The sequence below is a fragment of the Litorivivens sp. genome (assembly GCF_041625495.1).
GTDB lineage: Bacteria > Pseudomonadota > Gammaproteobacteria > Pseudomonadales > Spongiibacteraceae > Litorivivens.
This window is the reverse complement of the sequence record NZ_JBFJTH010000018.1, coordinates 1-20,983: the sequence shown is the minus strand read 5'-3', so window position 1 is coordinate 20,983 and position 20,983 is coordinate 1. Positions and strand designations below refer to the sequence as shown.

The 20,983-nt window shown below is 55.0% G+C and carries 23 protein-coding genes and 2 pseudogenes; 17 read left to right on the top strand and 8 right to left on the bottom strand.

The genetic code is table 11. The features are described from left to right. Positions 1-39: 39 nt before the first annotated feature. Positions 40-966 (top strand): NAD-dependent epimerase/dehydratase family protein, encoded by a 927-nt coding sequence (locus tag ABYP39_RS03650; protein WP_372781175.1) that lies wholly within the window; start codon positions 40-42, stop codon positions 964-966. 38 nt (positions 967-1,004) lie between these two features. Here the strand turns inward: ABYP39_RS03650 and ABYP39_RS03645 are convergent, their stop codons facing one another. The 4 genes from ABYP39_RS03645 to ABYP39_RS03630 all read right to left on the bottom strand — a co-directional run bounded on the left by ABYP39_RS03645 (position 1,005) and on the right by ABYP39_RS03630 (position 4,642). Continuing rightward, positions 1,005-1,538, bottom strand: a complete 534-nt coding sequence (locus tag ABYP39_RS03645) for a hypothetical protein (protein ID WP_372781173.1) — start codon at positions 1,536-1,538, stop codon at positions 1,005-1,007. 201 nt (positions 1,539-1,739) lie between these two features. Beyond that, complete coding sequence (locus tag ABYP39_RS03640) at positions 1,740-3,143, bottom strand: NAD(P)(+) transhydrogenase (Re/Si-specific) subunit beta (protein ID WP_372750161.1); 1,404 nt, start codon at positions 3,141-3,143, stop codon at positions 1,740-1,742. A gap of 3 nt (positions 3,144-3,146) precedes the next feature. Then, the gene (locus ABYP39_RS03635; protein ID WP_372750160.1) at positions 3,147-3,431 is read right to left on the bottom strand and encodes an NAD(P) transhydrogenase subunit alpha; all 285 of its coding nucleotides are present in this window, start codon (positions 3,429-3,431) and stop codon (positions 3,147-3,149) included. Between the two features lie 2 nt (positions 3,432-3,433). After that, the gene (locus tag ABYP39_RS03630; protein WP_372781171.1) at positions 3,434-4,642 is read right to left on the bottom strand and encodes an NAD(P) transhydrogenase subunit alpha; all 1,209 of its coding nucleotides are present in this window, start codon (positions 4,640-4,642) and stop codon (positions 3,434-3,436) included. Positions 4,643-4,966: 324 nt separating this feature from the next. Here ABYP39_RS03630 and ABYP39_RS03625 point away from each other — a divergent pair, with 324 nt between their 5' ends. Both ABYP39_RS03625 and ABYP39_RS03620 read left to right on the top strand, forming a co-directional pair. Next, positions 4,967-5,257 carry a DUF1244 domain-containing protein gene (locus ABYP39_RS03625; protein ID WP_372781169.1) on the top strand — a complete coding sequence of 97 codons (291 nt, stop codon included), beginning with the start codon at positions 4,967-4,969 and terminating at the stop codon, positions 5,255-5,257. Between the two features lie 103 nt (positions 5,258-5,360). Continuing rightward, positions 5,361-5,972, top strand: a pseudogene (locus ABYP39_RS03620) (DUF4382 domain-containing protein); the annotation flags it as partial. Between the two features lie 480 nt (positions 5,973-6,452). Here ABYP39_RS03620 and ABYP39_RS03615 read toward each other — a convergent pair. Next, the gene (locus ABYP39_RS03615; RefSeq protein ID WP_372759069.1) at positions 6,453-6,848 is read right to left on the bottom strand and encodes a hypothetical protein; all 396 of its coding nucleotides are present in this window, start codon (positions 6,846-6,848) and stop codon (positions 6,453-6,455) included. 150 nt (positions 6,849-6,998) lie between these two features. Between ABYP39_RS03615 and ABYP39_RS03610 the strand changes: the two genes are divergently transcribed. Together ABYP39_RS03610 and ABYP39_RS03605 are read left to right on the top strand one after the other, a co-directional pair. Continuing rightward, positions 6,999-7,562 carry a heme-binding beta-barrel domain-containing protein gene (locus tag ABYP39_RS03610; protein ID WP_372759070.1) on the top strand — a complete coding sequence of 188 codons (564 nt, stop codon included), beginning with the start codon at positions 6,999-7,001 and terminating at the stop codon, positions 7,560-7,562. Between the two features lie 36 nt (positions 7,563-7,598). Beyond that, positions 7,599-8,063 carry a YaiI/YqxD family protein gene (locus ABYP39_RS03605; RefSeq protein ID WP_372781167.1) on the top strand — a complete coding sequence of 155 codons (465 nt, stop codon included), beginning with the start codon at positions 7,599-7,601 and terminating at the stop codon, positions 8,061-8,063. Positions 8,064-8,184: 121 nt separating this feature from the next. Here ABYP39_RS03605 and ABYP39_RS03600 read toward each other — a convergent pair whose 3' ends face one another. After that, positions 8,185-8,490 (bottom strand): hypothetical protein, encoded by a 306-nt coding sequence (locus ABYP39_RS03600; RefSeq protein ID WP_372759072.1) that lies wholly within the window; start codon positions 8,488-8,490, stop codon positions 8,185-8,187. Positions 8,491-8,769: 279 nt separating this feature from the next. Then, a complete protein-coding gene (locus tag ABYP39_RS03595) occupies positions 8,770-10,140 on the bottom strand; it encodes a cytochrome P450 (RefSeq protein ID WP_372759073.1) in 1,371 nt (456 codons plus the stop codon). Positions 10,141-10,326: 186 nt separating this feature from the next. Here ABYP39_RS03595 and ABYP39_RS03590 point away from each other — a divergent pair, with 186 nt between their 5' ends. Both ABYP39_RS03590 and ABYP39_RS03585 read left to right on the top strand, forming a co-directional pair. Beyond that, a complete protein-coding gene (locus tag ABYP39_RS03590) occupies positions 10,327-11,352 on the top strand; it encodes a 2-dehydropantoate 2-reductase (protein WP_372764900.1) in 1,026 nt (341 codons plus the stop codon). Beyond that, positions 11,349-12,104 (top strand): SDR family NAD(P)-dependent oxidoreductase, encoded by a 756-nt coding sequence (locus ABYP39_RS03585; protein ID WP_372750651.1) that lies wholly within the window; start codon positions 11,349-11,351, stop codon positions 12,102-12,104. Before ABYP39_RS03590 ends, ABYP39_RS03585 begins: the two co-directional genes overlap by 4 nt. 17 nt (positions 12,105-12,121) lie before the next feature. Here the strand turns inward: ABYP39_RS03585 and ABYP39_RS03580 are convergent, their stop codons facing one another. Continuing rightward, the gene (locus ABYP39_RS03580; RefSeq protein WP_372781165.1) at positions 12,122-13,366 is read right to left on the bottom strand and encodes a sulfotransferase; all 1,245 of its coding nucleotides are present in this window, start codon (positions 13,364-13,366) and stop codon (positions 12,122-12,124) included. 173 nt (positions 13,367-13,539) lie between these two features. Between ABYP39_RS03580 and ABYP39_RS03575 the strand changes: the two genes are divergently transcribed. The 10 genes and pseudogenes from ABYP39_RS03575 to ABYP39_RS03530 form a co-directional block, all read left to right on the top strand. Next, complete coding sequence (locus ABYP39_RS03575) at positions 13,540-14,016, top strand: nuclear transport factor 2 family protein (protein WP_372750180.1); 477 nt, start codon at positions 13,540-13,542, stop codon at positions 14,014-14,016. Then, the gene (locus ABYP39_RS03570; protein ID WP_372781163.1) at positions 14,016-14,462 is read left to right on the top strand and encodes a MaoC/PaaZ C-terminal domain-containing protein; all 447 of its coding nucleotides are present in this window, start codon (positions 14,016-14,018) and stop codon (positions 14,460-14,462) included. Before ABYP39_RS03575 ends, ABYP39_RS03570 begins: the two co-directional genes overlap by 1 nt. A gap of 139 nt (positions 14,463-14,601) precedes the next feature. After that, positions 14,602-14,856, top strand: a complete 255-nt coding sequence (locus ABYP39_RS03565; protein ID WP_372765423.1) for a DUF6703 family protein — start codon at positions 14,602-14,604, stop codon at positions 14,854-14,856. Between the two features lie 20 nt (positions 14,857-14,876). Continuing rightward, the gene (locus tag ABYP39_RS03560) at positions 14,877-15,707 is read left to right on the top strand and encodes a hypothetical protein (protein WP_372781161.1); all 831 of its coding nucleotides are present in this window, start codon (positions 14,877-14,879) and stop codon (positions 15,705-15,707) included. Between the two features lie 95 nt (positions 15,708-15,802). Next, positions 15,803-16,918, top strand: coding sequence for an alanine dehydrogenase (gene ald / locus ABYP39_RS03555; RefSeq protein ID WP_372759590.1), 1,116 nt, complete (start codon positions 15,803-15,805; stop codon positions 16,916-16,918). 143 nt (positions 16,919-17,061) lie between these two features. Further along, positions 17,062-18,651 carry a FadD3 family acyl-CoA ligase gene (locus ABYP39_RS03550; RefSeq protein WP_372781159.1) on the top strand — a complete coding sequence of 530 codons (1,590 nt, stop codon included), beginning with the start codon at positions 17,062-17,064 and terminating at the stop codon, positions 18,649-18,651. Beyond that, positions 18,644-19,168: an Lrp/AsnC family transcriptional regulator gene (locus tag ABYP39_RS03545; protein ID WP_372749538.1), complete on the top strand. Its 525-nt coding sequence runs from the start codon at positions 18,644-18,646 to the stop codon at positions 19,166-19,168. Before ABYP39_RS03550 ends, ABYP39_RS03545 begins: the two co-directional genes overlap by 8 nt. After that, on the top strand, positions 19,165-19,632 hold the full coding sequence (locus ABYP39_RS03540) for an Lrp/AsnC family transcriptional regulator (protein ID WP_372749539.1): 468 nt from the start codon (positions 19,165-19,167) through the stop codon (positions 19,630-19,632). The genes ABYP39_RS03545 and ABYP39_RS03540 overlap by 4 nt, the downstream gene beginning before the upstream one ends. A 114-nt stretch (positions 19,633-19,746) precedes the next feature. Further along, positions 19,747-20,622 (top strand): CoA transferase subunit A, encoded by an 876-nt coding sequence (locus tag ABYP39_RS03535; protein WP_372749540.1) that lies wholly within the window; start codon positions 19,747-19,749, stop codon positions 20,620-20,622. 10 nt (positions 20,623-20,632) lie between these two features. Further along, a pseudogene (locus tag ABYP39_RS03530) lies at positions 20,633-20,983 on the top strand (ketoacid CoA transferase); the annotation flags it as partial.

The window sequence follows — 20,983 nt, the reverse complement described above, 5'->3', positions numbered from 1 at the left end:
TCTTACAATGGGCCTTTTGCGACCAAGAGGCCCGTTGTCATGCCCGTTTCCCCTGTAAATCTCAGCGATAAGAAAATTCTGATAACCGGCCCGACCGGGCAGGTTGCGCGACCGGTAGTGGAAGCACTGGCAAAGATGGCTCAGGTGACCGCGTTGGCGCGTTTCACGGATGAGGCGGTGCGAGCGGAAGTGGAAAGCCTTGGTGTTACGACGGTACGGGCTGATCTGGCTGATAAAGCATCGCTTGATAATTGCCCGACAGATTTCGATTACATTCTTAACTTTGCAGTCGTGAAAAGCGGTGATTTCGACTACGATCTGCGCGCTAACGCCGAGGGTGTCGGTAACCTGATGACTCACTGCCGTGGTGTGAAAGCGTTTTTGCACTTTTCTTCTACCGCGGTTTACGAGTATGCGGGACACTCGCCGCGCAAAGAGTCTGATCCGTTAGGGGATAACCATCGCGTGATGTTCCCCACCTACAGTATTGCAAAAATCGCGGCGGAAACCGTGTGTCGGTTTGTTGCTCATCAGCATGGCATTCCCACAACTATTGCGCGTTTGAGCGTGCCTTATGGCGATAACGGTGGTTGGCCGTTCTTTCATTTGCTGATGATGAAAGAAGGGATGCCGATTGATGTGCATCCGGAACAACCCAATACCTACAACCTGCTGCACGTAAATGATTACATCGAGAAAATTCCCTATCTGTTGGCGGCTGCCAGTCCAGAGGTTACCACCACAAATTTCGGGGGTTCGCAGGCTGTCAGTATCGAGCAGTGGTGCGCCTATCTTTCCGAGTTGAGCGGGTTCGAGCCGGTGTTCAACCCGAATCCTAAAGCTTTTGGAGCGCTTGAGATTGATACCACGCGCATGCATGAGCTCATTGGTGAGACACAAACCGATTGGCGCGCGGGTATTCGCTCCATGGTAGAGCATTTGGCGCCGGATTTGATCAAGAGCTGAAGCGCCGTAGGCGCTTCAGCTCTTCAGTGGTTAGCGCACTACGCTTTCTTTTTCTCGGCGGCTTTTTTCTTGGCGGGGGCTTTTTTGGCTGCTGCCTTTTTAGTCGGGGCTTTCTTGGCAGCGGCTTTTTTCTTGGCGGCGGCTTTCTTTTTCGGGGCTGCTTTTTTCTTACTGGCAGTCGGTTTCTTTTTGGCCGACAGGCGCGCTTTGCTTGCCGTAATGGCGCGGTTGTATTCCTGTTTTATCGCGGCGAAATCTTCTTTGGTTAGCGATAGCACGGCGCGTGCATCGTCTTCAAGATCTTTGGCTTTATCCAGTGCCTCTCTGGCTTTCTGAATCTGCTTATCCAAGCGGCTGTTGAATTCTTTCTTAGCCTTATTCTGCAGCTCTTTCAGGCGCTTTTGTTCGTCGCTGATACGTTTGCGAGCCTTTTCCACCTGTCCTTTGGCTTGGTCAACGGCTTTCTCTGCATCCGCTACGAGGCTGTTACGGGCTGATTCTAGTTTCTTTTCCAGTGACTCGATTTCTTTTTTGATTGCAGCGATAGGGTCTGAAGCTTTGCTTGTGGCCATCCGAAGCATCCTTATTTGCAATGAAGTGATAGCGTTACCGGTTGAACAATCGATCACCAATTCTGGCATGTGACCGCTGTCGACAGCATAACAATAGCAGAATGAAAAAATTTGAACAGGATTTGATCAATATGAAGTTATCGGTCATAAAAAAAGCCCCCTTGCGTAAGCGAGGGGGCTTTGTGTGAAGCGGCTCTGTGCTTAGCCGTTTTCCAGCGCAGTGGTGATGTCCACAACCGCTTTCTTACCGTCACCAAACACCATCAATGTGTTGTCGAGAGCAAACAGCGGGTTGGGCAGGCCTGCAAAACCAGCGCTCAAGCTGCGCTTGATAACAACAACTGTGCGGGCTTTGTCCACGTTTAGAATGGGCATGCCGTAGATTGGGCTGCCTTTGTCTTCACGGGCCATCGGGTTGGTTACGTCGTTAGCGCCCAGCACAATTGCCACGTCGCAGTCGTCAAACTGCGGGTTGATGCGTTCCATCTCCACCAGTTTTTCGTAGGGAACTTCCGCTTCAGCCAGTAGCACGTTCATGTGGCCAGGCATACGTCCCGCAACCGGGTGAATCGCGTACAGCACTTCACCGCCGTTGCGCTCGATAGCGTCAGCCAGTTCACGCACAGCGTGCTGAGCTTGCGACAGTGCCATGCCAAAGCCGGGTACGATGATGACTTTCTGTGCAGTTTCCAGCAGCATGCCAACTTCGTCGGGTGATGCGCTGGTGATTTTGCCTTCGTAGATCTCGTCGCCGGCGCCTTCGCCGCCAGTGTCTGCGCCCATGCGGCCAAACAGTACGTTGGGCAAAGAGCGGTTCATCGCCACGCACATGATGTTAGTCAGGATAAGACCAGAGGCACCGACCAGTGAGCCGGATACGATCAGTACGGTGTTGCCCATGACGAAACCGGCGAACGCCGCGGCGATACCGGAGTAGCTGTTCAGCAGGGCAATAACAACTGGCATATCAGCGCCGCCAATGGGCAGTACCAGGGTCAGGCCGAGAACAGCAGCAGCGCCAATGGCTAGCCAGAAATACAGCGTGTTGGTGGGATCGATGGCCAGCATTACGGAGCTTGCCAGAGCACCAATCAGCAGCAGGCCGTTAAAACCCGTCATACCGGGAAAGCCAATCGGCTGGCCGGGCATGATTTCCTGCAGTTTGGCAAAAGCAATCACAGAGCCGGTAACGGTTACCGCGCCGATGATAACGGTCAGGGCAATTGTGATCATGGTGATCGTGCCCAGTGCGCCGTCGGCAAAGCCCGCGCCGCCCAGCGTCTGGAGGTAGCTTGCAGCGGCCAGGCCCAGTGACGCGCCGCCACCAAAGCCGTTCAGAATGGCAACCAGCTGAGGCATGGCAGTCATTTGAACTTTCTTGGCCAGAACAAAACCGATAACACCGCCGAGAACGGCACCAGCAATGATCAGCTCAAAGCTGATAATGCTGTTGTCGAGCAGGGTAACGGCAACGGCAACCAGCATACCGGTGGCTGACATCATGTTGCCGCGCACGGCAGTTTTCGGGCGGGTTAGCCCTTTAATACCCAGAATAAACAGGATCGCTGCTGCCAGGTAGGCGAGGTTCATCCATATATCCAGCATGGTTTAATCCTTCCTCTTGAACATGGCGAGCATACGGTTGGTGACCATATAGCCGCCAACCACGTTAATAGACGCGAGTGTTACCGCGACAAAGCCAAGCCAGCGGGCAACTTCGCCGCCGTCGGTGTTGCCGGCAGCCAGAATGGCGCCTACAACCGCAATCCCGGAGATTGCATTGGTGCCCGACATCAGTGGGGTGTGCAGTGTGGGTGGAACCTTGGTGATCAGCTCCACACCGAGCATGAGGGCGAGCACAAACAGGCTCACCTGCATAATCAGAATTTCCATGCTTACTCTCCTGTTTTCTCTTCAGCTTCTTCTTGGGGAGTGCCCAGCTGCATGGCGGGAAGCCCGAGAATGTTGCGAATCATGGCGTGAGTGACTTCGCCATCGTGAGTAACCACGGTGCCGGCAACCACTTCGTCGTCGAAATCGAATTCCAGTACACCTTCATCATTCAGCAGCAGATCCAGCAGGGTGGTCAGGTTGTTACCAAACATCTGGCTAGCGTGGAAGGGGTGACGTGCCGGCAGGTTAAGCGGGCCGGAGATGATCACGCCGTTAACGTTGATGGTTTCGCCTGCCTTGGTGGCGGCGCAGTTACCACCGCGCTCGGCGGCAATATCAACAATCACGGTGCCTGGCTGTACCGACTCGAGCATCTCTTCGGTGATCAGTACCGGAGAGCGGCGGCCTGGTACGGCAGCTGTGGTGATGATGATGTCCTGCTCGGCAAGCACCTTGGCCAGCGCAGCCTGCTGCTGAGCGAGCTGCTCGGCAGTCTGCTCTTTGGCGTAGCCGCCAGAATCCTCAGATTCGTTATTTTCCAGCTCGAGATCAACTGGCTTGGCACCAACAGAGATGATTTGGTCGCGGGCAGCGGGGCGGATGTCATAGGCTGAAACGACAGCGCCGAGGCGTTTGGCGGTGGCGCAGGCCTGCAAGCCGGCAACACCAGCACCGAGAATCAGAACCTTGGCGGCTTTCAAGGTGCCCGCTGCAGTCATCATCATCGGGAAGATGCGCGGTGCCAGGGAGGCGCCGTGCAGAACAGCGTGGTAACCGCCGATGGTAGCCATGGAAGACAGTACGTCCATGCTCTGGGCGCGGCTGATGCGGGGCACCATCTCCAGACCCAGTGACGTTACGCCAGTATCGGCGATCTTTTGGGCCAGCTCGGCTTCACCCAGAGGGTCGAGCATGCCGGCAATGATCTGGCCTTTACGCAGGCGGGCGAGGTGTTCGTCGCGCACGCTGGGGTCAGGGCTGACGGGCTGAATGGCGAGTACCACTTCCGAGCGTTCATAGATGGTGTTTGTCGAATCGACAATCTCGGCACCAGCGTCAATATAGTCCTGGTCGGAAATACCAGCGGCCAATCCGGCTCCGGCCTCTACCAGGCAAGTCTGGCCCTTGTCGACCAGCTTCTGGATATTCGGGGGTGTGAGCGCTACGCGGGTTTCTCCGGCGGCGTGCTCACGGCACAGTCCAATTATCACACCAAGCTCCTTAGTTTGCTGCTTGCAGGTACCCACGTTGGTGTTATAACCACGTTTTTGCGGGCGTAGAGGGGGAGGGATTACCGCTCTGATAATATGCCAAAAACTCCCCCCCAGGAATAAGGCACAGCTGTCGAGCAGTATACGTTTTTCTGGTTTATTCAGGCAATTAATGGCAGTTATAATGCCTATTGATTGCTATGATGGGGTTGCCCATCCAAATTTGCCGCCGTATTGTGCCTAAATTAATCAGCATCGTCACATTTTTTTCTAAGCTAAACGAGGTAGGCGGTGTTCGGCGATGCTCTTCACACGGGAATTTGAATGATGACAGATAAAAAAACTGAGATTGAAGCGGCGGTATTCAGGCGCCTTGTGGCGCACTTGGATAGTCGCAAAGACGTGCAGAATATCGACCTTATGAATCTGGCCGGCTTTTGTCGCAACTGTCTATCCAAGTGGTATGTGGCTGCCGCCGACGAGCTTGGAGACAGCATTGATTACGATGACGCGCGGGAAATTGTGTACGGCATGCCCTACGACCAATGGAAGGCTAAATACCAGCAGGACGCGACGCCGGAGCAATTGGCCGCATTTGGCAAGAAGGATGACTAGCAAAAACGGCTGCTAAACTGCGACAGTCCGTGTCGATGTTGTGTTAACCCTATCGCAAATCGTTAATGTTTAGTCGCAAATCCGTAACATTTTACAGAGCTTAATGTGTTCAACTGCCATTATTCGCCTGATTTTTTGGCAACTCGGAGACAGAGCAATGATACGGATAGCTAACACCCTACCTAAACGGAATATCGCGTGGGCTGTACTGGCGGGCGTGGGTTTCTTTCTGGTTGGCTGCAATGGTAGTGATTCAGATGACCCGGCCCCGGCGCCGACTGGTGAGGTCAGTATGGCGGTCACGGATGCGCCCGTGGATGGTGTTAATCGAGTAAAGGTGACCTTCAACCGGGTGGAGCTCAAACCGGCTCAGGGTGACAAAATCACCGTTGACTTAGATCCTCCGGTCACCGTTTCCAATCTGTTGGATCTGACGGGCAATGCTGCGGCAGACGTGCTGGGTAAAACGACAGTGCCCGCCGGTGACTACAACTATATGCGCTTATATATGGTAGGTGGCAGCCCCAGCAGTGAGGTAGAAGAAGATACCGGTGGTCTTTTTGACCTGCTCTTGCCGGGGCAGCAGGCGGGCGCCGAAAATCGATTTCTGCAGCTGGTTTCTGGCTTTACGGTTCCTGCTGGCGGCAGTGCGGACTTTACCGTTGATATAGACCTGCGCAAAGCGCTCACCAAACCCAGCGGCAAAAACCACTATCTGCTCAGACCAGCGCTGCGTGTTGTCAACAACGTAGAGGTGGGCACTATCCGGGGTAGTGTGGATTCAGCACTGTTGGCCGATACCAGCTGCAATAATAATGTGGCAACAGATGAGGGTGTGGCGGTCTACCTTTACGAAGCTGATGTGGTGGCGATGGGTGATGTTTTTGTCGATGAGAACGGGCAGTGCCAACACTGCAAAACTGATTCGGGCAAAGTAGAGGTCACGCCGCTAACCACAGCAAATGTGAAGCAGAACGCGCAGACTGGCAGCTACGAATACACCGTGGGCTTTGTCGAAGCTGGCGAGTACAAAATTGCGCTCACTTGCCAATCCTTGGCCGATGACCCGGAAGTGGATGACGATATCGGGTTTCTGCAATCTACAAGCGTGAGTGTTGCGGCGAATCAGACGGCAGAGGTGAACTTCACCGCTTCGCCGTAACACATCTCCTATGTCAACCTTCTACAGCGGCGCCTAAAGGGCGCCGTTTGGTATGAATCGGTTGGTTGTGTTTGTGCGAATCCAGCTCAGTTCGTCGCGTGATAGTTTTTCACCGCGCCGCTTCAGCAGGCGGTTGATCCAAATCGCCGGATTCTGGTCGGCAACGTCGCAACCACTCACCAGGATTTCCGCCCGCACGAAAAATCGCAGCAGGGTGTGTAATTGGTCGGACGAATAGTGTTCGAGCGTTTCGCGCCAGCGTGCTTCCGGTAGGCGCATTATGGCAGCCAGACGCTGTGCTTCATCGTCAGTGTGTAACTGTGCGAGAGATTCAAGTTGATCCGTCGCGCTGATCTCGAGGGCTTTATCGAGTAGCGCTTTGTCAATGCTCTGGTCTGAATCAGGTGGGGTCCAGCTATCTACGCTCATCGGTTAAACCTCTCGGGTGGGTAAAATCAAGCAGGCACGCGGCCTGAAGCTTGTGGTATTTTATCGGGAGCGTTGACGCTTGCACACTGTTGTCAGTTACTGACAGCTGGGTGATAGTAACTGAACAATAATGAGCACAGGAGTATAACGATGAGTGAAGTAGATCCGGTAATGCTTGTGGATTATGGGCCGCTGCAAGCGTTGATCGGCGTATGGGAAGGTGATCAGGGGATGGATGTGTCACCTGAGCCTGATGCAGTTGAAGAAAACCCCTACTATGAAACCATTGTGTTTGAAGCCGCAGGTGACGTAACCAATGCCGAAACCCAGAAGCTGTCAATTTTGCGTTACCACCAGGTGGTAAAGCGCAAGCGCAACGACGAGGTGTTTCACGATCAGATTGGCTATTGGACGTGGGATCGCAGTGACAATACCATCTCTTTCTCCCTGGCCATTCCGCGTGCGGTTACGGTGTTGGCTGGTGGGCAGTGGCAGCCGGGCAGCAATGAACTGTCAGTGAAAGCCACCGCTGACGGTGCTGATTGGGGAATTTCCCAATCGCCCTTTATGCTGGCGAAGGCAAAAACCACGGCGTTTGAAATGGCCGTGACTGTCGATGGCGATTCCCTGCGCTACAGGCAAACCACCTTCCTGAGTATCTACGGGAAGGAATTTCCCCACACGGATGAAAATACGCTCAAGCGCGTGGGTTAACCTGGTGACGGCTGTAGTTTCCTCTTGCAATGGAAAATGCTCGTGACGCATCCGTGTATCTGGGTTGATGCCGATGCCTGCCCCAAGGTCGTCCGCGAGATACTGTTTCGCGCTGCCCAGCGCACCGGTATTCGCCTGACGCTGGTTGCCAACCAGTCTATCGTCGTGCCGGCCAATCCGAATATCACTGCCATTCAAGTGCCTTCTGGCTTTGATATCGCCGACAATGAAATTGTGCGGCGGGCGGGCGCGGGTGATCTGGTAATTACCGGTGACATTCCTCTGGCGGCCGAAGTTATGGAGAAGGGCGCGCAGGCATTGAACCCCCGTGGTGAGCTGTATACCGAGAACACCATACGACAGCGTCTCAACATGCGCGATTTTATGGATACGTTGCGTGCGAGCGGCGTGCAAAGTGGCGGTCCGCCACCACTCGGTCAGCGCGAACGCCAGCAATTTGCCAATGCGCTTGACCGCTACCTTGCACAGTGTGACCTCTGACAGCGTGCTGTGATCGGCAGACAATTACCTGCGTGAATTACCTGAGTGCTGTTACTGAACGGGAAAAAGGCCCGCGGGCCTACAGGACGACTCGCGGGCAGAAAGGGAAAGGTGGCAGAAATCAGCTGTTGGTCAACAGGGTGTTGAAGAGCGAAGCTTGCCGGTTGATGCTGGCAGCAAGTGATTTCAATCGACCTACGTAATAGTTGAAGCTGAAAGTGTCGAGTTGATTGCACTCTTCCAGCATTTTTTCGGCGGAAAAAATGTAGTTCTGGATAGTGGCAACGGCCTGCTGCATTTCTGTGTAATCGGCTTCGCGAGCATCGGGCACGCTGGGCGATTCGTAGAAAACAGCGACGGAGCAATCGGCAAATGCCGATGTAGTGCCTGCCAAAATGAGCAGGGCTAAGCATAGAGACTTATACATAACACGATACCTCCTTTGGTCACGTTTCGTGCGCATTCAGTAAAGCAATGCCTATGCCAAAAGATCTAATAATATATCTATATGTTTTAAGTGCGCGCGGTGGTTGGGTTTTTACAGATTGAGCAGTGGGTCGGCGTATAGTCATTGGCCGTTATTACGCACTAAGAGGGTTCAGGCGCCGCAGCGTGGGGCGTTGTCGCAGACGTGGAAGGTTTTCGTTGCCCCGCGCTGCAGCACGGTTGTGTGCTGTTAGGCGGGGCGATTATGGTGCATGCGCTGCTACAGCTTCTCCAGTACCAGCGGCATATCATCCAGTGGTTTGGCAAAGGGAAAATGCTGCACTTTTGCTGGATACTGGTAGCCATCGACAAACTTCAGTCGGTAGCGGCTGAGCATATCAGCCAGCACGCATTTGTAGAGCATGCCGGCAAAATGCAGACCGATACATTTGTGCGCGCCACCGCCGAAGGGGGCCCACATAAAGGGATGTTTTTTGTGCTCCTCCCTGCCCGGGGCAAAACGGTCGGGGTCAAAGTTGTGGGGGTTTGTCCACCACTCTTCCATACGATGTGTGTAAAGCGGTGATGCCTGAATCAGGGTGTGGGCAGGAACGGAGTGGCCATCGATTTCTGTATCGCGCACGGTGCGCCGCATCAGTTGTGGTACTGGCGGGTGCAGGCGCAGTACTTCCTTGAACAGCATTTCGGTGTCTTTCAGGTTATCACCTAAATCTTCGAATTCGATATGGGGCTTGTTGAGAGCGAGCACCTCGGCGCGCACGCGATCTTGCCAGTCCTGGTGTCGGGCGAGAAATGAGGCGGTCATTGTCAAGGCGCTGGTGGTGGTGTCGTGCGCGGCCAACAGTAGAAATATCAGGTGCTCGCCAACGACCTTCTCAGAGAAGAGTTGGCCATTTTCGTCGGTTTCTTTGGCGAAAAAGCTGGCCATATCGCGGCCATCACTTTGTCGTTTCTCACCGACCAGGCTAATGAAAAACTTTTCCAGGCCGCGACGGCCATCCATCCCTCGGCGGTAAAGTAATCCTGGCCAATCCTTGCGAATGAGGGCGACCGTGGCGGCCATCATGTCGAGAAAATCCTGGTTCAACTGCTGGGTCTCGGGGCCCTCGAGGTCGAGGCCAAGAAAGACTTTGGCTGCAATATCCAGCAGCAGCTCTTTCACGTTCGGGTAGAACTTAAAGTCTGCCTGTTGTCCCCAGGAGTTGATACTGCTGTCTATCACGCTATGAACATCTTCCACATAGCCTTTCATCGCGTCGTTTTTGAAGGCTGTCTGCATGATGCGTCGATGAATTTTGTGTTCGCCGAAGTCACGCATCAATAGGCCGCCGGCGAAGAAATCGCCGAGTGGGCCGTCGTATCCCATTCGTGGTGAAAAGATCTGTTCCGGATCCAGTGTCAGTAGTTTGATGTACTCGGGGCCGAGTGCAACAAGCATGCGATTGAACGTGAGTGAGGCTTTTGAGATTGGGCCGTACTGTTTGTACATCTTGTCCAGTACCGCGTAGGGCTCAACCAGAAAGGGAAAGGTGTAGCCAATAAGTGGCAGCCCGTATTTACCCGGGAGGTGGTCGAGATTGCGATTATCTTTGGCGTGAACGTAGCTGTAATCAGTGGATTGTGAGGGCATGGAAACGTGTCTCCCTTGGGGTTTGTGGTTGCTGGAACTACAAACTAATAGTTATTAGTGTCGAGCATACAGCGAGTGCTCAAAGCTGTCATGTGTTTCGATCATACGCCGCACCCGAAGGTCGGGCAACGGGGTTCATCCTGCCCTGGCGGTAGTCTATAGTGTAAAAAAACTTTAAGGAAAACTATGGCCGATCAAACACATACACGCGTATGCATCTACGGGGCCGGGAGTATTGGCACCTACGTAGGGGGGCGCCTGCAAGCTGCCGGGGTGCCGGTCACGCTGATCGGGCGGCCGAAGATTGCCGGTCAGATTGGCCGGCATGGTTTGCGATTAACCAACTGGCAGGGCAGCGATGTGCGGCTGGACGCCAGCGATATTCGTTACGTGACAAATGATGCGGTTGCGGCGGAGGCTGATCTAATTATTGTGGCTGTTAAATCGGCGGCGACAGGGTCTGTGGGAAAGGCGCTGGCGGGGCGAATTGCGCCCACAACGGTGGTGCTGAGCCTGCAAAATGGTATTGGTAATGCACGCACTCTTGCCGACTACTTGCCGGACAACCCTGTATTGACGGGAATGATTTCCTTTAACGTGCTGCAACGCGGTGAGGGGCATTTTCATGCAGGCACGGAGGGCGAGTTAATGTGTGAAAGTCACCCCGTGCTTGAAGCCTTGCAGCCGTTCTTTACCAAAGCTGAATTGCCACTGGAATTGCGCGACGATATGCACGCTGTGCAATGGGCGAAATTGCTGATGAATCTCAATAACCCAATCAACGCGTTGTCGGGAATCCCACTGCTCGATGAGCTGTCGCAACGCAATTATCGTCGCTGCCTGGCGCTGTTGATTGCGGAAACCCTGTCGGTGCTTAAAGCCAATGGCATCAAGCCAGCAAAGCTGATGCCGATACCGATGAGTCTGCTGCCGTGGGTGCTCAGATCGCCGGACTGGCTGTTCAAGCGGCTCGCTAGTCAGATATTGGCGATTGATCCGGTTGCGCGTTCTTCGATGTGGGAAGATCTGGATGTAGGCCGGGTAACCGAAATCGACTGGCTGAACGGCGAAGTTGTGCGACAGGCCGAAAAGCAGGGGGTTGCGGTACCGGCCAATCGGCGGATTGTCGCCTTGATTAAACAGGCGGAGCAGGGCGGTCGGCGCAATTGGCAAGGGCGCGAGTTGTTGGAGGCCCTGCAGGAGGGCGAGTGAATTTCACCGATAAAGCTTTTATGGTCACAGGCGCGGCTTCCGGTATTGGTGAAGCCTGTGTGCGCCGCGCTGGCGAATTAGGTGCGTCCATTCTGTTGTGTGATATCGATGTGGAGAAGGGCGAGGCGCTCACGCAGTCGCTTCAGGCAGAGGGTGTCGATTGCCGTTTTCACGTCTGCAATGTGTCGGCCGAACAGGATGTTGAAACGGCTGTGCGCAAGGCCATTAAATATTTTGGTGGTCTTGACTGCGCCATCAATAATGCCGGTATTGTTGGTCCAGCCTGCGCACTGGAAGACTATTCACTGGAAGACTGGAATCGGGTAATAGCGGTGAACCTGACGTCGGTCTTTCTTTGCGTAAAACACCAGTTACGGGTCATGAAGCCGCGTCAGGCCGGGGCAATTGTCAATGTAGCGTCGGGTGCGGGTTTGATGGGCACGCCGAATCTGGCAGCCTACTGTGCCTCCAAGCACGGGGTTCTGGGAATTACCCGCACGGCGGTGGCTGAGAACCCGCAGGCGGACGTGCGCATCAATGCAATCTTGCCCGGCTCTACTCGTACGCCGATGCTAGAACAAAGCATGGCTGCCAGTGATGCGGTGAGTGCCATGATCATGCAGAGCATTCCCTGCGGTCGTCTGGCTGAGCCGACTGAAGTGGCTGAAGCTGCGCTGTGGCTCTGCTCTGATGGTGCGAGCTATATCAACGGGCATTCGCTGGTGGTGGATAACGGCGGGATGGTCAGCTGAGCTCTGGCGAGGTGTGGTCAGAGCCTTTCCTGGGCGATATTGAAACGTTCCTGGTAGGGTTTGAAGCGCTTGCGTTCTTCTTCCAGCCGCAACCCGGTGGCGGTAAACAGATAGCGGTGCCGATCCAGCTGTTCATAATCGTGCTGGCCAAGCCAGGTGGTCATTGCTTCGCGGGCATTTTTTGTCAGCGGCAGTGAAAAGTGTCGGTATATTTTGTCCACCGCCGCCAGTGGGTTGTCAGTAATGTCACTGTAGTGTAGGTCGAGAATGGGTTCGCGCGTGCGCAGGCGCGCTTCGCGTAACTCGCGATTGCGTGTCAGCCCCTCGCTAACCAATTCCGCCTGTTGGCGGGCAATGTCGCGGATGTCGACTGCATCCGACGACACGCTGCGCAGGGTGTATGTCAGGTTGCTCAAGGCAGACACCGATTTCAGTGGGTCGCGGTGCACCTGTACCACCATCGCATCCGGGTAGCGCTGCAGCAGTTTGTCCAAATGCCATAAATGGCTAGGCGACATGAGCACCCAGCGTTCTGCTTTGTGCCGCCATTGCAGATACTGCAAAAACTGGTAATGAATATTGTAGGCGCCGCGAAAGTTTGCATCATGGCTCAGCCAGCGTTGATAAGAAGGCACGCGGTAGCTCACATTGAAACTCATCGCCATAAAGTTCATGGCGCTAATGGAAACGCATTCCTGCGGCCGCTGCGCACCCATCGGGTAGAGCTTTTTCAGGTCTGGCATAAGGCGTTGGGTATTTTTCAGTTCGCGCTCTACCTTGCCGATGCGCGAGTCGCTGAAATAGGATTCAGTTCGCGGCGGCGGAAAGGGGTAGCGCATTTCCCACGTCTTGGGTACCCGGTTGTCTGGATCCTGTGCTAGCAGATCGTGCAGCATGGTTGTGCCCGATTGCGGCGGGCCAGTAATGATCAGGGGGCGGAGTATGGGAGAACCACTCAGCTCCCTATTCACTTTAAAGGCGTGGATAAGCTTCAGCCGGTTTTCCAATACATGCAATAGCTCAGCCTGCGCCACCATGCGACCAAAGGGAGTCAGGTTGGCTTCGCTTTCCAGTGCATCGCAAAGGCAGGTGAGCCCTTCTTTAAAATCATCTGGCCCAAAATCATTCAGGTTTGTGCTGCGGCGTGCCCGTTTCATGAGCGAGCGGGGCTTGAGTGAGGCGCCGCGCAAACCAAACAGGCGCAGACTTTTGCCCGCCATGTTCAGTAATCTCAGGTTGAAAGGGAGTGATGCCTTGTACATCAAGGGATGATCCGTGCCGCGAAGGGCGACAGTCTACCGCAGGCGGGAGCGTCGAGGCCAGCCACGCCATGCTCTTGTGAAAGCGATGCGCGTCACCCATTGAGGGGATGGTCTGGGAGCCACACCAAACTATAGTACGCTGACGATAATTCATACTCATCAGGAGTTGACCGATGATTGATCTGGAAGCTATTGAGCTGATAAAGCAGCTGAAGGCCCGCTATTTCCGATTTCTGGATACCGCAAACTGGGAGGGCATGCAGCGCTCTGTGTTCACGGCCGACGCGACGATAAATTTCAAGAGCCCGTCCTACGACATCAGCTTCAAGGGTTGGGGTGACATAGAAAACTTTTACAAAAGCGCATTTACCAAAACCCGCTTTGGTATGCACAACGGACACCACCCGGAAATTACCGTGTCGGGAGATACTGCCGTTGGACTGTGGTACCTGCACGATATTTTCGTGAACCTGGACGACAACACCCAGTTTGAAGGCAGCGCCCTGTACCGTGACGAGTACGTCAAGAAAGACGGTGAGTGGCGAATCCAGAATTCTGCCTATGAGCGTCTGTTCGAGCAGATCAGCAAACGTCCAGACGATGTGAAAGTGACCGCAATTCCGATTGGCAACCGCTTTGCCTGCGACTGATGCGATACTTCGATGACATCGTCGTCGGCACGCGGGTGGAGGGTTCGAGCACCTACACCCTCAGTGCCGACGAGATTAAAGCCTTTGCCGGTCAGTGGGATCCAATGCCCTTTCATGTGGATGAAGCAGCCGCCGCAGCATCGCCATTGGGGGTGTTATTTGCGTCGAGCATTCACACCGTAGCCATTGGTGTGCGGCTGAGTCACGATATGGCTCAGGAGCCGATGGCTGTGGTGGCGGGTCTGGGTTGGGATAGCGTGCGGTTTCACTGCCCAGTTTGTGCCGGTGACACTCTGCGGGTAGCGGCTGAGATTGTCGACAAGCGGGTATCTCGCAGAAAGCCGGATCGCGGCGTGTGTACTACCCAAATAGAGCTCTACAATCAGCGCGATGAGTTGGCCGTGAGCTACAAAGTCGCCAGCTTGGTACTCAAGCAGCCTGGTTGAATACCTGTCTCTTTCTTCATCTTTGATGGCTTGCGTCTCTTACTATCCGGTCGTATAGTCAGTGAGCATTGGCACATCAGCGATCGCCACTTTTCCATGTCTAATAACCGCAGGTGACCCCCCATGATTACCAGTTTCGATGATTACTGTATCCACCAGACACCGTTTCCGGTGGCAGAGCCTTCCACCAGTGACCGCAATTTCTATGATCGTTACTGGTTTAATGGCTTTGACGAAAGTGGCAGCTACCTGTTTGAAATTGGTTTTGGCCTCTACCCCAATCGCCACATCATGGATGGCCATTTTAGTGTGGCCAAAGGCAACCGGCAGTATGCCTTTCACGCATCGCGAAGAGCGCCGAAAGATCGAAAGGAAACGGTCGTTGGGCCGCTGAGCATAATTATCGAAAAACCTATGCGGCAGGTGCGGGTAAAGCTGGAAGCCAACGAACACGATATAGAGTGTGATCTGCTGTTCACGGCGGCCAGCGAGCCTCATCGCGAGCCGCCCAATATCATGCACGACGATGGTCACCTTATTATGCACACCTCGCGTTTTACCCAACTGGGTTACTGGGAGGGTTATTTCAGTATCGACGGTGAGCGCACCGAAGTGAAAAAGGCCTATGCTATTCGCGACAAATCCTGGGGCGTGCGCCCGGTGGGTGAGCCGCAGGGTGGCGCGCCTGGGTTGCTGAACGACGAGCCAGGGGTTTACTGGGTATGGAATCCGGTCAATTGGGGCGACGTTTGCACCCAGATGGGAACCTTTGAAGACCGTGATGGGCACCCGACGCAGGTGAGTGCGGACCTGCTGCCGCTTTACGCCAACCCGGAGGATATTCCCGACGGCGAAGAGCCCGGCATTACCAAGATGACCGAGGTAAAGCACAAGCTCAGCTGGAACAAGGGCACACGGCTGGCGTCTGGCGGTGAAATGAATTTTTCCGACAAAAATGGCAACAACTACGACTACACTCTCGAGCCGTTGCAAAAGTTTTACATGCTGGGCATTGGCTATAACCACTTTGAGTGGGGTCACGCCTACTGGAAAGGCGAGCTGGAAACGGGCCGTGAAGAGTGGAATCTGGACGAGATTAACCCGCTCGACTATCAGTTTATCCACACCCACCAAGTGGTTCGCGCCACCATGGGTGACAAGGTGGGCATGGGTACGCTGGAAACCATCGTGATTGGGCGTCATGAACCTTCAGGATTCAAGGATTTCTTCGACGGCGCCGAGTAAACCCGGCTGGCGACGGTATTTCTCACCGTCGCCATTTAATCGCCACCATTCCCGACTACACTTGAAGTAACAGCTTTTGCTTCAAGGAGTTACAGGTGAAAATAGGCGTTCCCACCGAAATTAAACCCCAGGAATATCGCGTTGCTCTGATGCCTGAGCAAGTGGCGTTGCTGTGCAAGGCCGGGCATAGCGTCTGCGTGCAGCGCGGAGCGGGCGAAGGTAGCGGTTTTCTCGATAAGGATTATCGCAGTGCGGGCGCCACTATTGTCGACGGTGCGCAGCAGCTATTTGACGCGGCGGAACTCATCGTAAAGGTGAAAGAGCCCCAGCCGGAAGAGTGTGCGCGGCTGCGTGCTGGGCACGTGCTATTTACGTATTTGCATCTGGCACCTGATCGCGCCCTCGTCGATTCCCTGCTCGACAGCGGCGCGACGGCTATCGCTTATGAAACGGTGCGCGATGAGAGTAATCGCCTGCCTCTACTCTTTCCTATGAGTGAAATAGCCGGACGTGTTGCGGCCCAAGCGGCCGCGCGATGTCTCGAAAAGCCACTGGGTGGAAGTGGCATTCTGCTCGGCGGAGCCACCGGCGTTGAGCCGGCAAAGACGCTAATACTTGGCGGCGGTGTGGTGGGGGTTAACGCGGGGCTGATTCTCAGCGGCATGGGTGCGCAGGTGACCGTCCTTGACAGTTCTGAGACCAAGCGCGCGCAGCTGGCGCAGGAGTGGGGGCGTTGTTTTCAGATCGGCGCCTCTGACGCGGCTACTCTGGGCGAACTGTTGCCCGAGGCTGATGTGGTTATTGGCGCTGTACTGGTGCCCGGCGACGCCAGCCCGAAACTGATTCGGCGGCGTGACCTTGCGCGTATGAAAAGTGGGGCTGTGCTGGTTGATGTGGCAATCGACCAGGGCGGATGTTTTGAGAGCAGTCGACCAACCACGCATGCTGCGCCTTCCTTTATAGAGCAGTGTGTGGTGCATTACTGTGTTGCAAATATTCCGGGCGCGGTACCGCGTACCGCGACGGCAGCGCTTTCTCGGGCGACCTTTCCCTATATTCAGGCCTTGGCAGACAAGGGCTGGAAGGCGGCGATGCAGGCTGACCCGGGCCTGGCGAGCGGGCTCAGTGTCTGTGGCGGCCGGCTTGTCTGTCCGGCCGTGGCGCGGGCTCAGGCGCGGCCGTTTGTCGAGCTGGAGTCTGTCCTCGCTTAACAATCATTGTTCTGTGAAACACCCCGTACATAACCTCTAGGCATAATAATGCGTAATCATAGTCCTTTCTGATTACGCATAATCCTTGATTCGTTTCTAGGTGCTGGCTAGACTGTCTGCCACATTTTTTGGATTTCACGGAAATGTCGGACACTAAATTACCGCTGAGTTTGCCCGCACTGATTGCTTGGGCTGCCAATGAATATAAAGATCAGGTCGCGATCAAGGAAGAAACTCGGCGGGTGAGCTATGTCGAGCTGGCAGGGCTGGCACAGCGTTCGGCGGCGGCGTTTCTGGCAGCGGGTGTTAATAAAGGCGATCGTGTCGCCATCTGGGCGCCGAATATGACTGAGTGGATCGAAGCGGCTATCGGCTTGCAGTCTGCCGGGGCCGTGCTGGTACCGCTCAATAACCGTCTGCAAGGGGCGGAAGCTGCCGACATCCTGCGGCGCAGCGGTGCGCGCATTCTGCTGACCTACACGCGACTGGAAAAGGGCGAGCCACTGGCGCTGCTAGAGAGTGAATCTCTTCCAGAACTGGAAAAGCGCATCTTGCTGCGCGGCGAAGATGCGCGCGCGCAAACCTGGGACGATTTCCTGGCCGGGGGCGACAACCTCAATCGCGACACAGTAGCCGAACGCGCCGCCAGCGTAGCGCCGGATGACATCGCAGATATGCTGTTTACATCGGGTACCACCGGCAAGCCTAAAGGCGTGTTGTGCACCCATCGTCAGAATATCCAGGTGTTCAAGACCTGGGGCGATACGGTGGGTCTGCGCAGCAGCGACAACTACCTCATTATCAATCCTTTCTTCCATACCTTTGGCTACAAGGCCGGTTGGCTGGCGTCGATTATCTTCGGCAGCACGACGCTGCCGGTGATGGCGTTTGACAAGGAAGCTGCCATGGCGCAGATCGAAAGCGATCAGGTCACCATGCTGCCGGGTGCTCCCTCGCTGTATGAAATGTTGTTGGCCGATCCGGCGCGAGACAACTATGACCTCTCCAGCTTGCGTCTGGGTGTGACTGGCGCTGCCGCTGTGCCGGTGCAGCTGGTTAAGGATATGCGTTCAGTACTGGGCTTTAAAACCGTAGTGACTGCTTACGGACTGACAGAGTCTACCGGGGTGGTCAGCATCTGTCGGCCAGACGACGACGCCGAAACCATAGCCACCACCTCCGGTCGGGCCATTGAAGGTGTAGAGGTTAAGTGCGCAAACCCGGACACCGGCGCAGAAGTGCCCCGAGGTAGCGAAGGTGAAATTTGGGTGCGCGGTTACAACGTGATGCAGGGCTATTTCGACATGCCTGAGGCAACGGCGGAAACCATCACATCAGATGGCTGGTTGCGTACCGGTGATATCGGCGTGATGGATGAGCGCGGCTATCTGCGTATTACCGACCGGCTAAAAGATATGTACATCATGAACGGTGAAAACGTTTATCCGGCTGAAGTGGAAAAAGCCCTCTATGGCTTGGAGGGGGTGGCCCAAGTAGCGGTGATCGGCGTGCCGAAACAGCCACAGGGCGAAGTGGGCATGGCGTTCATTGTCCCAAAACCGGGGTCGGATCCAGATAAAGACGCGGTGATCGAGCACGCCAGCCGGCATCTGGCGCGCTACAAGGTGCCGATGTATGTGGAAATTGTAGACAGCCTGCCACTGAATGCGTCCGGCAAGGTGGTGAAGCCAGAGTTGAAGGCGAAAGCCAAGGCGATATTGGGTAATGGTTGAGGGCGTGTTGAAAGATCCGGTGGCTGAGCGTATTCCGATGAATACCGCCGAGCTTGATGAGACGGATCAGCGTTTAGTGTCATTGCTGCGGCACGATGGCCGGATGCCCTACAAAACACTGGCAGAAAAAACCGGGCTAACCGAAACCACGGTGCGCAGCCGATTGCGCCGGCTGGAAGAGCAGGATTTATTGCGGGTAGTCGCGGTTACGGATTTTGAGGCGGCCGGCTACTCCCTGATGCTCGCGGTTGGCGTGCAGGTTGAGGGGCGCAGCGCTGCAGATGTGGCGGCGGATCTGGCGGCATTTCCTGAGGTGTTTTCTGTGTGTCAGGTGGTGGGCAGCCACGATATTGAATGCCTGATGGTGGCAGAAGATCAAGAGGCGGTGTCCGAGTTGCTGACCCAGCGCCTGGCAGCGGTGAAGGGCGTGCGACGATTGCTGCCGGCCATGGCGATTGACGTGTTGAAGAATCAACCTAACTGGGTGCGTTTTGACACGCCGCGAGGACAGTCATGAGCAAACGTCGCCTCGACGAGCTGGATCAGAAAATTGTGGACGCGCTGGCGGTAGATGCCCGCACCAGTAATCGCAAAATCGCCGGTGAGCTGGGTGTAACTGAGGGTACCGTGCGCGGACGTATCAAGCGCATGGAAGAAGAAGGGCTGATCCGAATTACCGCGGTGACCAATATCGATCACCTGCGCAATCCTACCTTGGCCTACATCTGGATTGAGGTCGATAGTGCGGTTGAAGTGCAGAATGTGGCCAAAGCATTGGCCGATACGCCGCAGATCGGCTTTGTGGCGGTTACTTTGGGTCGTTTCGATATTCTGGCGATCACCTTGGTGCAGAACAATGGTCAGCTGGCAGAGTTTCTCAATACCCATGTCAGCGTGATTCCGGGCGTGAGACGCACCGAATGCTCATTGGGGGTTACTTTTGTGAAGCATGATTACCGAATGTCTAAAATCATCGCCTGATCGGGATTGCGTAGTTTGATTGGCTAATCAATACGAACTATTGCTAATTTAGGTTAAAATAGAGAAATATGCGTAATGCTGACCACAGGGCCAGCCGCAGAACAAGGAGTCGATATGAACAAGCAAATGAGCCTGCAGGACGTTGTCGGCCAGTTGCGCGATGGAATGACCATCGGCATTGGTGGCTGGGGTCCGCGTCGTAAACCGATGGCGCTGATCCGCGAAATCCTCAAATCCGACCTCAAAGATCTGACTATCGTTGCCTACGGTGGCGCCGATGTGGGCATGCTGTGCGCTGCTGGCAAGGTCAAGAAACTGGTGTTTGCCTTCGTGTCTCTCGACTTCATTCCCTTGGAGCCGTACTTCCGTCAGGCCCGTCAGAAGGGCGAAATCGAAGTTATGGAAATCGACGAAGGCATGATGCTGCTGGGCCTGCGCGCTGCAGCCTGGGGCTGCCCCTTTATTCCGACCAAGGTTGGTCTGGGAACCGACGTTATCAAGTACAACCCGGATATCAAAGTTATCGACAGCCCTTACGATGACAAAGAGTGGGTGGCCATGCCGGCACTGAAACTGGATGCGGCATTGATTCACGCCAATCGCGCCGATACCCGCGGTGTATGCCAGATCACCAGTCCGGACCACCATATGGATGACTGGTTTGCCCGTGCCGCCGCCAAAACCTATGTAACGACAGAAGAGATTGTCGATACCGAATTCTTCGCAGATGAAGCTGAAGCGCGCATGGTTTTCTGGGAACGCAGCCAGACCACCGGTGTGGTGCATGTGCCGGGTGGTGCGCACCCCTCATCTTGCGCACCGAACTACGGCTTCGATGTGCCGCATTTCAAGGAGTACAACGCCTCCGCCAAAGAAGGTGGCTTTGCCGCCTACGCCGACAAGTACATCAACGGCAAGAGCGAAGACGAATACCAGCAAGCAGTCGGTGGTCTTGAAGCCATCCAGAAACTGCCGAAACCGGTTTACTAAGGAGACGACAATGGCTACGCCTGCAAAAGACTACACCTTGGCGGAACTGATTATTTGCGCCAACGCCGCCGCCTATGAAAACGATGGCGAAGTACTGATAACCGGTATCGGTGTGCTGCCGCGCATTGCTGCCAGCCTCGCGATGAAAACCTGCAACACCGACATCATGATGACCGACAGCGAATGCTGGCTGCTGTCTGAGCCCAACCCGCTGAGCCGAGGCAAAGACTACAAACAGATGAACGAGACCTGGATGGGTTTCTCGCGCATCTTTGACAACGTGTGGAGCGGCCGTCGTCACATTACTGGCGGCCCCACCCAGATTGACCGCTTTGGTCAGAGTAATATTTCTGCGCTGGGT

Excerpts from the sequence above, each read along its gene's own strand:
- ABYP39_RS03580 (WP_372781165.1), bottom strand. The coding sequence starts at position 13,366 with ATGTACAAGGCATCACTCCCTTTCAACCTGAGATTACTGAACATGGCG.
- ABYP39_RS03615 (WP_372759069.1), bottom strand. The coding sequence starts at position 6,848 with ATGAGCGTAGATAGCTGGACCCCACCTGATTCAGACCAGAGCATTGAC.
- ABYP39_RS03590 (WP_372764900.1), top strand. The coding sequence starts at position 10,327 with ATGGCCGATCAAACACATACACGCGTATGCATCTACGGGGCCGGGAGT.
- ABYP39_RS03570 (WP_372781163.1), top strand. The coding sequence starts at position 14,016 with ATGCGATACTTCGATGACATCGTCGTCGGCACGCGGGTGGAGGGTTCG.
- ABYP39_RS03575 (WP_372750180.1), top strand. The coding sequence starts at position 13,540 with ATGATTGATCTGGAAGCTATTGAGCTGATAAAGCAGCTGAAGGCCCGC.
- ABYP39_RS03535 (WP_372749540.1), top strand. The coding sequence starts at position 19,747 with ATGAACAAGCAAATGAGCCTGCAGGACGTTGTCGGCCAGTTGCGCGAT.
- ABYP39_RS03550 (WP_372781159.1), top strand. The coding sequence starts at position 17,062 with ATGTCGGACACTAAATTACCGCTGAGTTTGCCCGCACTGATTGCTTGG.
- ABYP39_RS03540 (WP_372749539.1), top strand. The coding sequence starts at position 19,165 with ATGAGCAAACGTCGCCTCGACGAGCTGGATCAGAAAATTGTGGACGCG.
- ABYP39_RS03605 (WP_372781167.1), top strand. The coding sequence starts at position 7,599 with ATGCTCGTGACGCATCCGTGTATCTGGGTTGATGCCGATGCCTGCCCC.
- ABYP39_RS03650 (WP_372781175.1), top strand. The coding sequence starts at position 40 with ATGCCCGTTTCCCCTGTAAATCTCAGCGATAAGAAAATTCTGATAACC.
- ABYP39_RS03600 (WP_372759072.1), bottom strand. The coding sequence starts at position 8,490 with ATGTATAAGTCTCTATGCTTAGCCCTGCTCATTTTGGCAGGCACTACA.
- ABYP39_RS03625 (WP_372781169.1), top strand. The coding sequence starts at position 4,967 with ATGATGACAGATAAAAAAACTGAGATTGAAGCGGCGGTATTCAGGCGC.
- ABYP39_RS03645 (WP_372781173.1), bottom strand. The coding sequence starts at position 1,538 with ATGGCCACAAGCAAAGCTTCAGACCCTATCGCTGCAATCAAAAAAGAA.
- ABYP39_RS03595 (WP_372759073.1), bottom strand. The coding sequence starts at position 10,140 with ATGCCCTCACAATCCACTGATTACAGCTACGTTCACGCCAAAGATAAT.
- ABYP39_RS03640 (WP_372750161.1), bottom strand. The coding sequence starts at position 3,143 with ATGCTGGATATATGGATGAACCTCGCCTACCTGGCAGCAGCGATCCTG.
- ABYP39_RS03545 (WP_372749538.1), top strand. The coding sequence starts at position 18,644 with ATGGTTGAGGGCGTGTTGAAAGATCCGGTGGCTGAGCGTATTCCGATG.
- ABYP39_RS03610 (WP_372759070.1), top strand. The coding sequence starts at position 6,999 with ATGAGTGAAGTAGATCCGGTAATGCTTGTGGATTATGGGCCGCTGCAA.
- ABYP39_RS03565 (WP_372765423.1), top strand. The coding sequence starts at position 14,602 with ATGATTACTGTATCCACCAGACACCGTTTCCGGTGGCAGAGCCTTCCA.
- ABYP39_RS03635 (WP_372750160.1), bottom strand. The coding sequence starts at position 3,431 with ATGGAAATTCTGATTATGCAGGTGAGCCTGTTTGTGCTCGCCCTCATG.
- ABYP39_RS03560 (WP_372781161.1), top strand. The coding sequence starts at position 14,877 with ATGCGGCAGGTGCGGGTAAAGCTGGAAGCCAACGAACACGATATAGAG.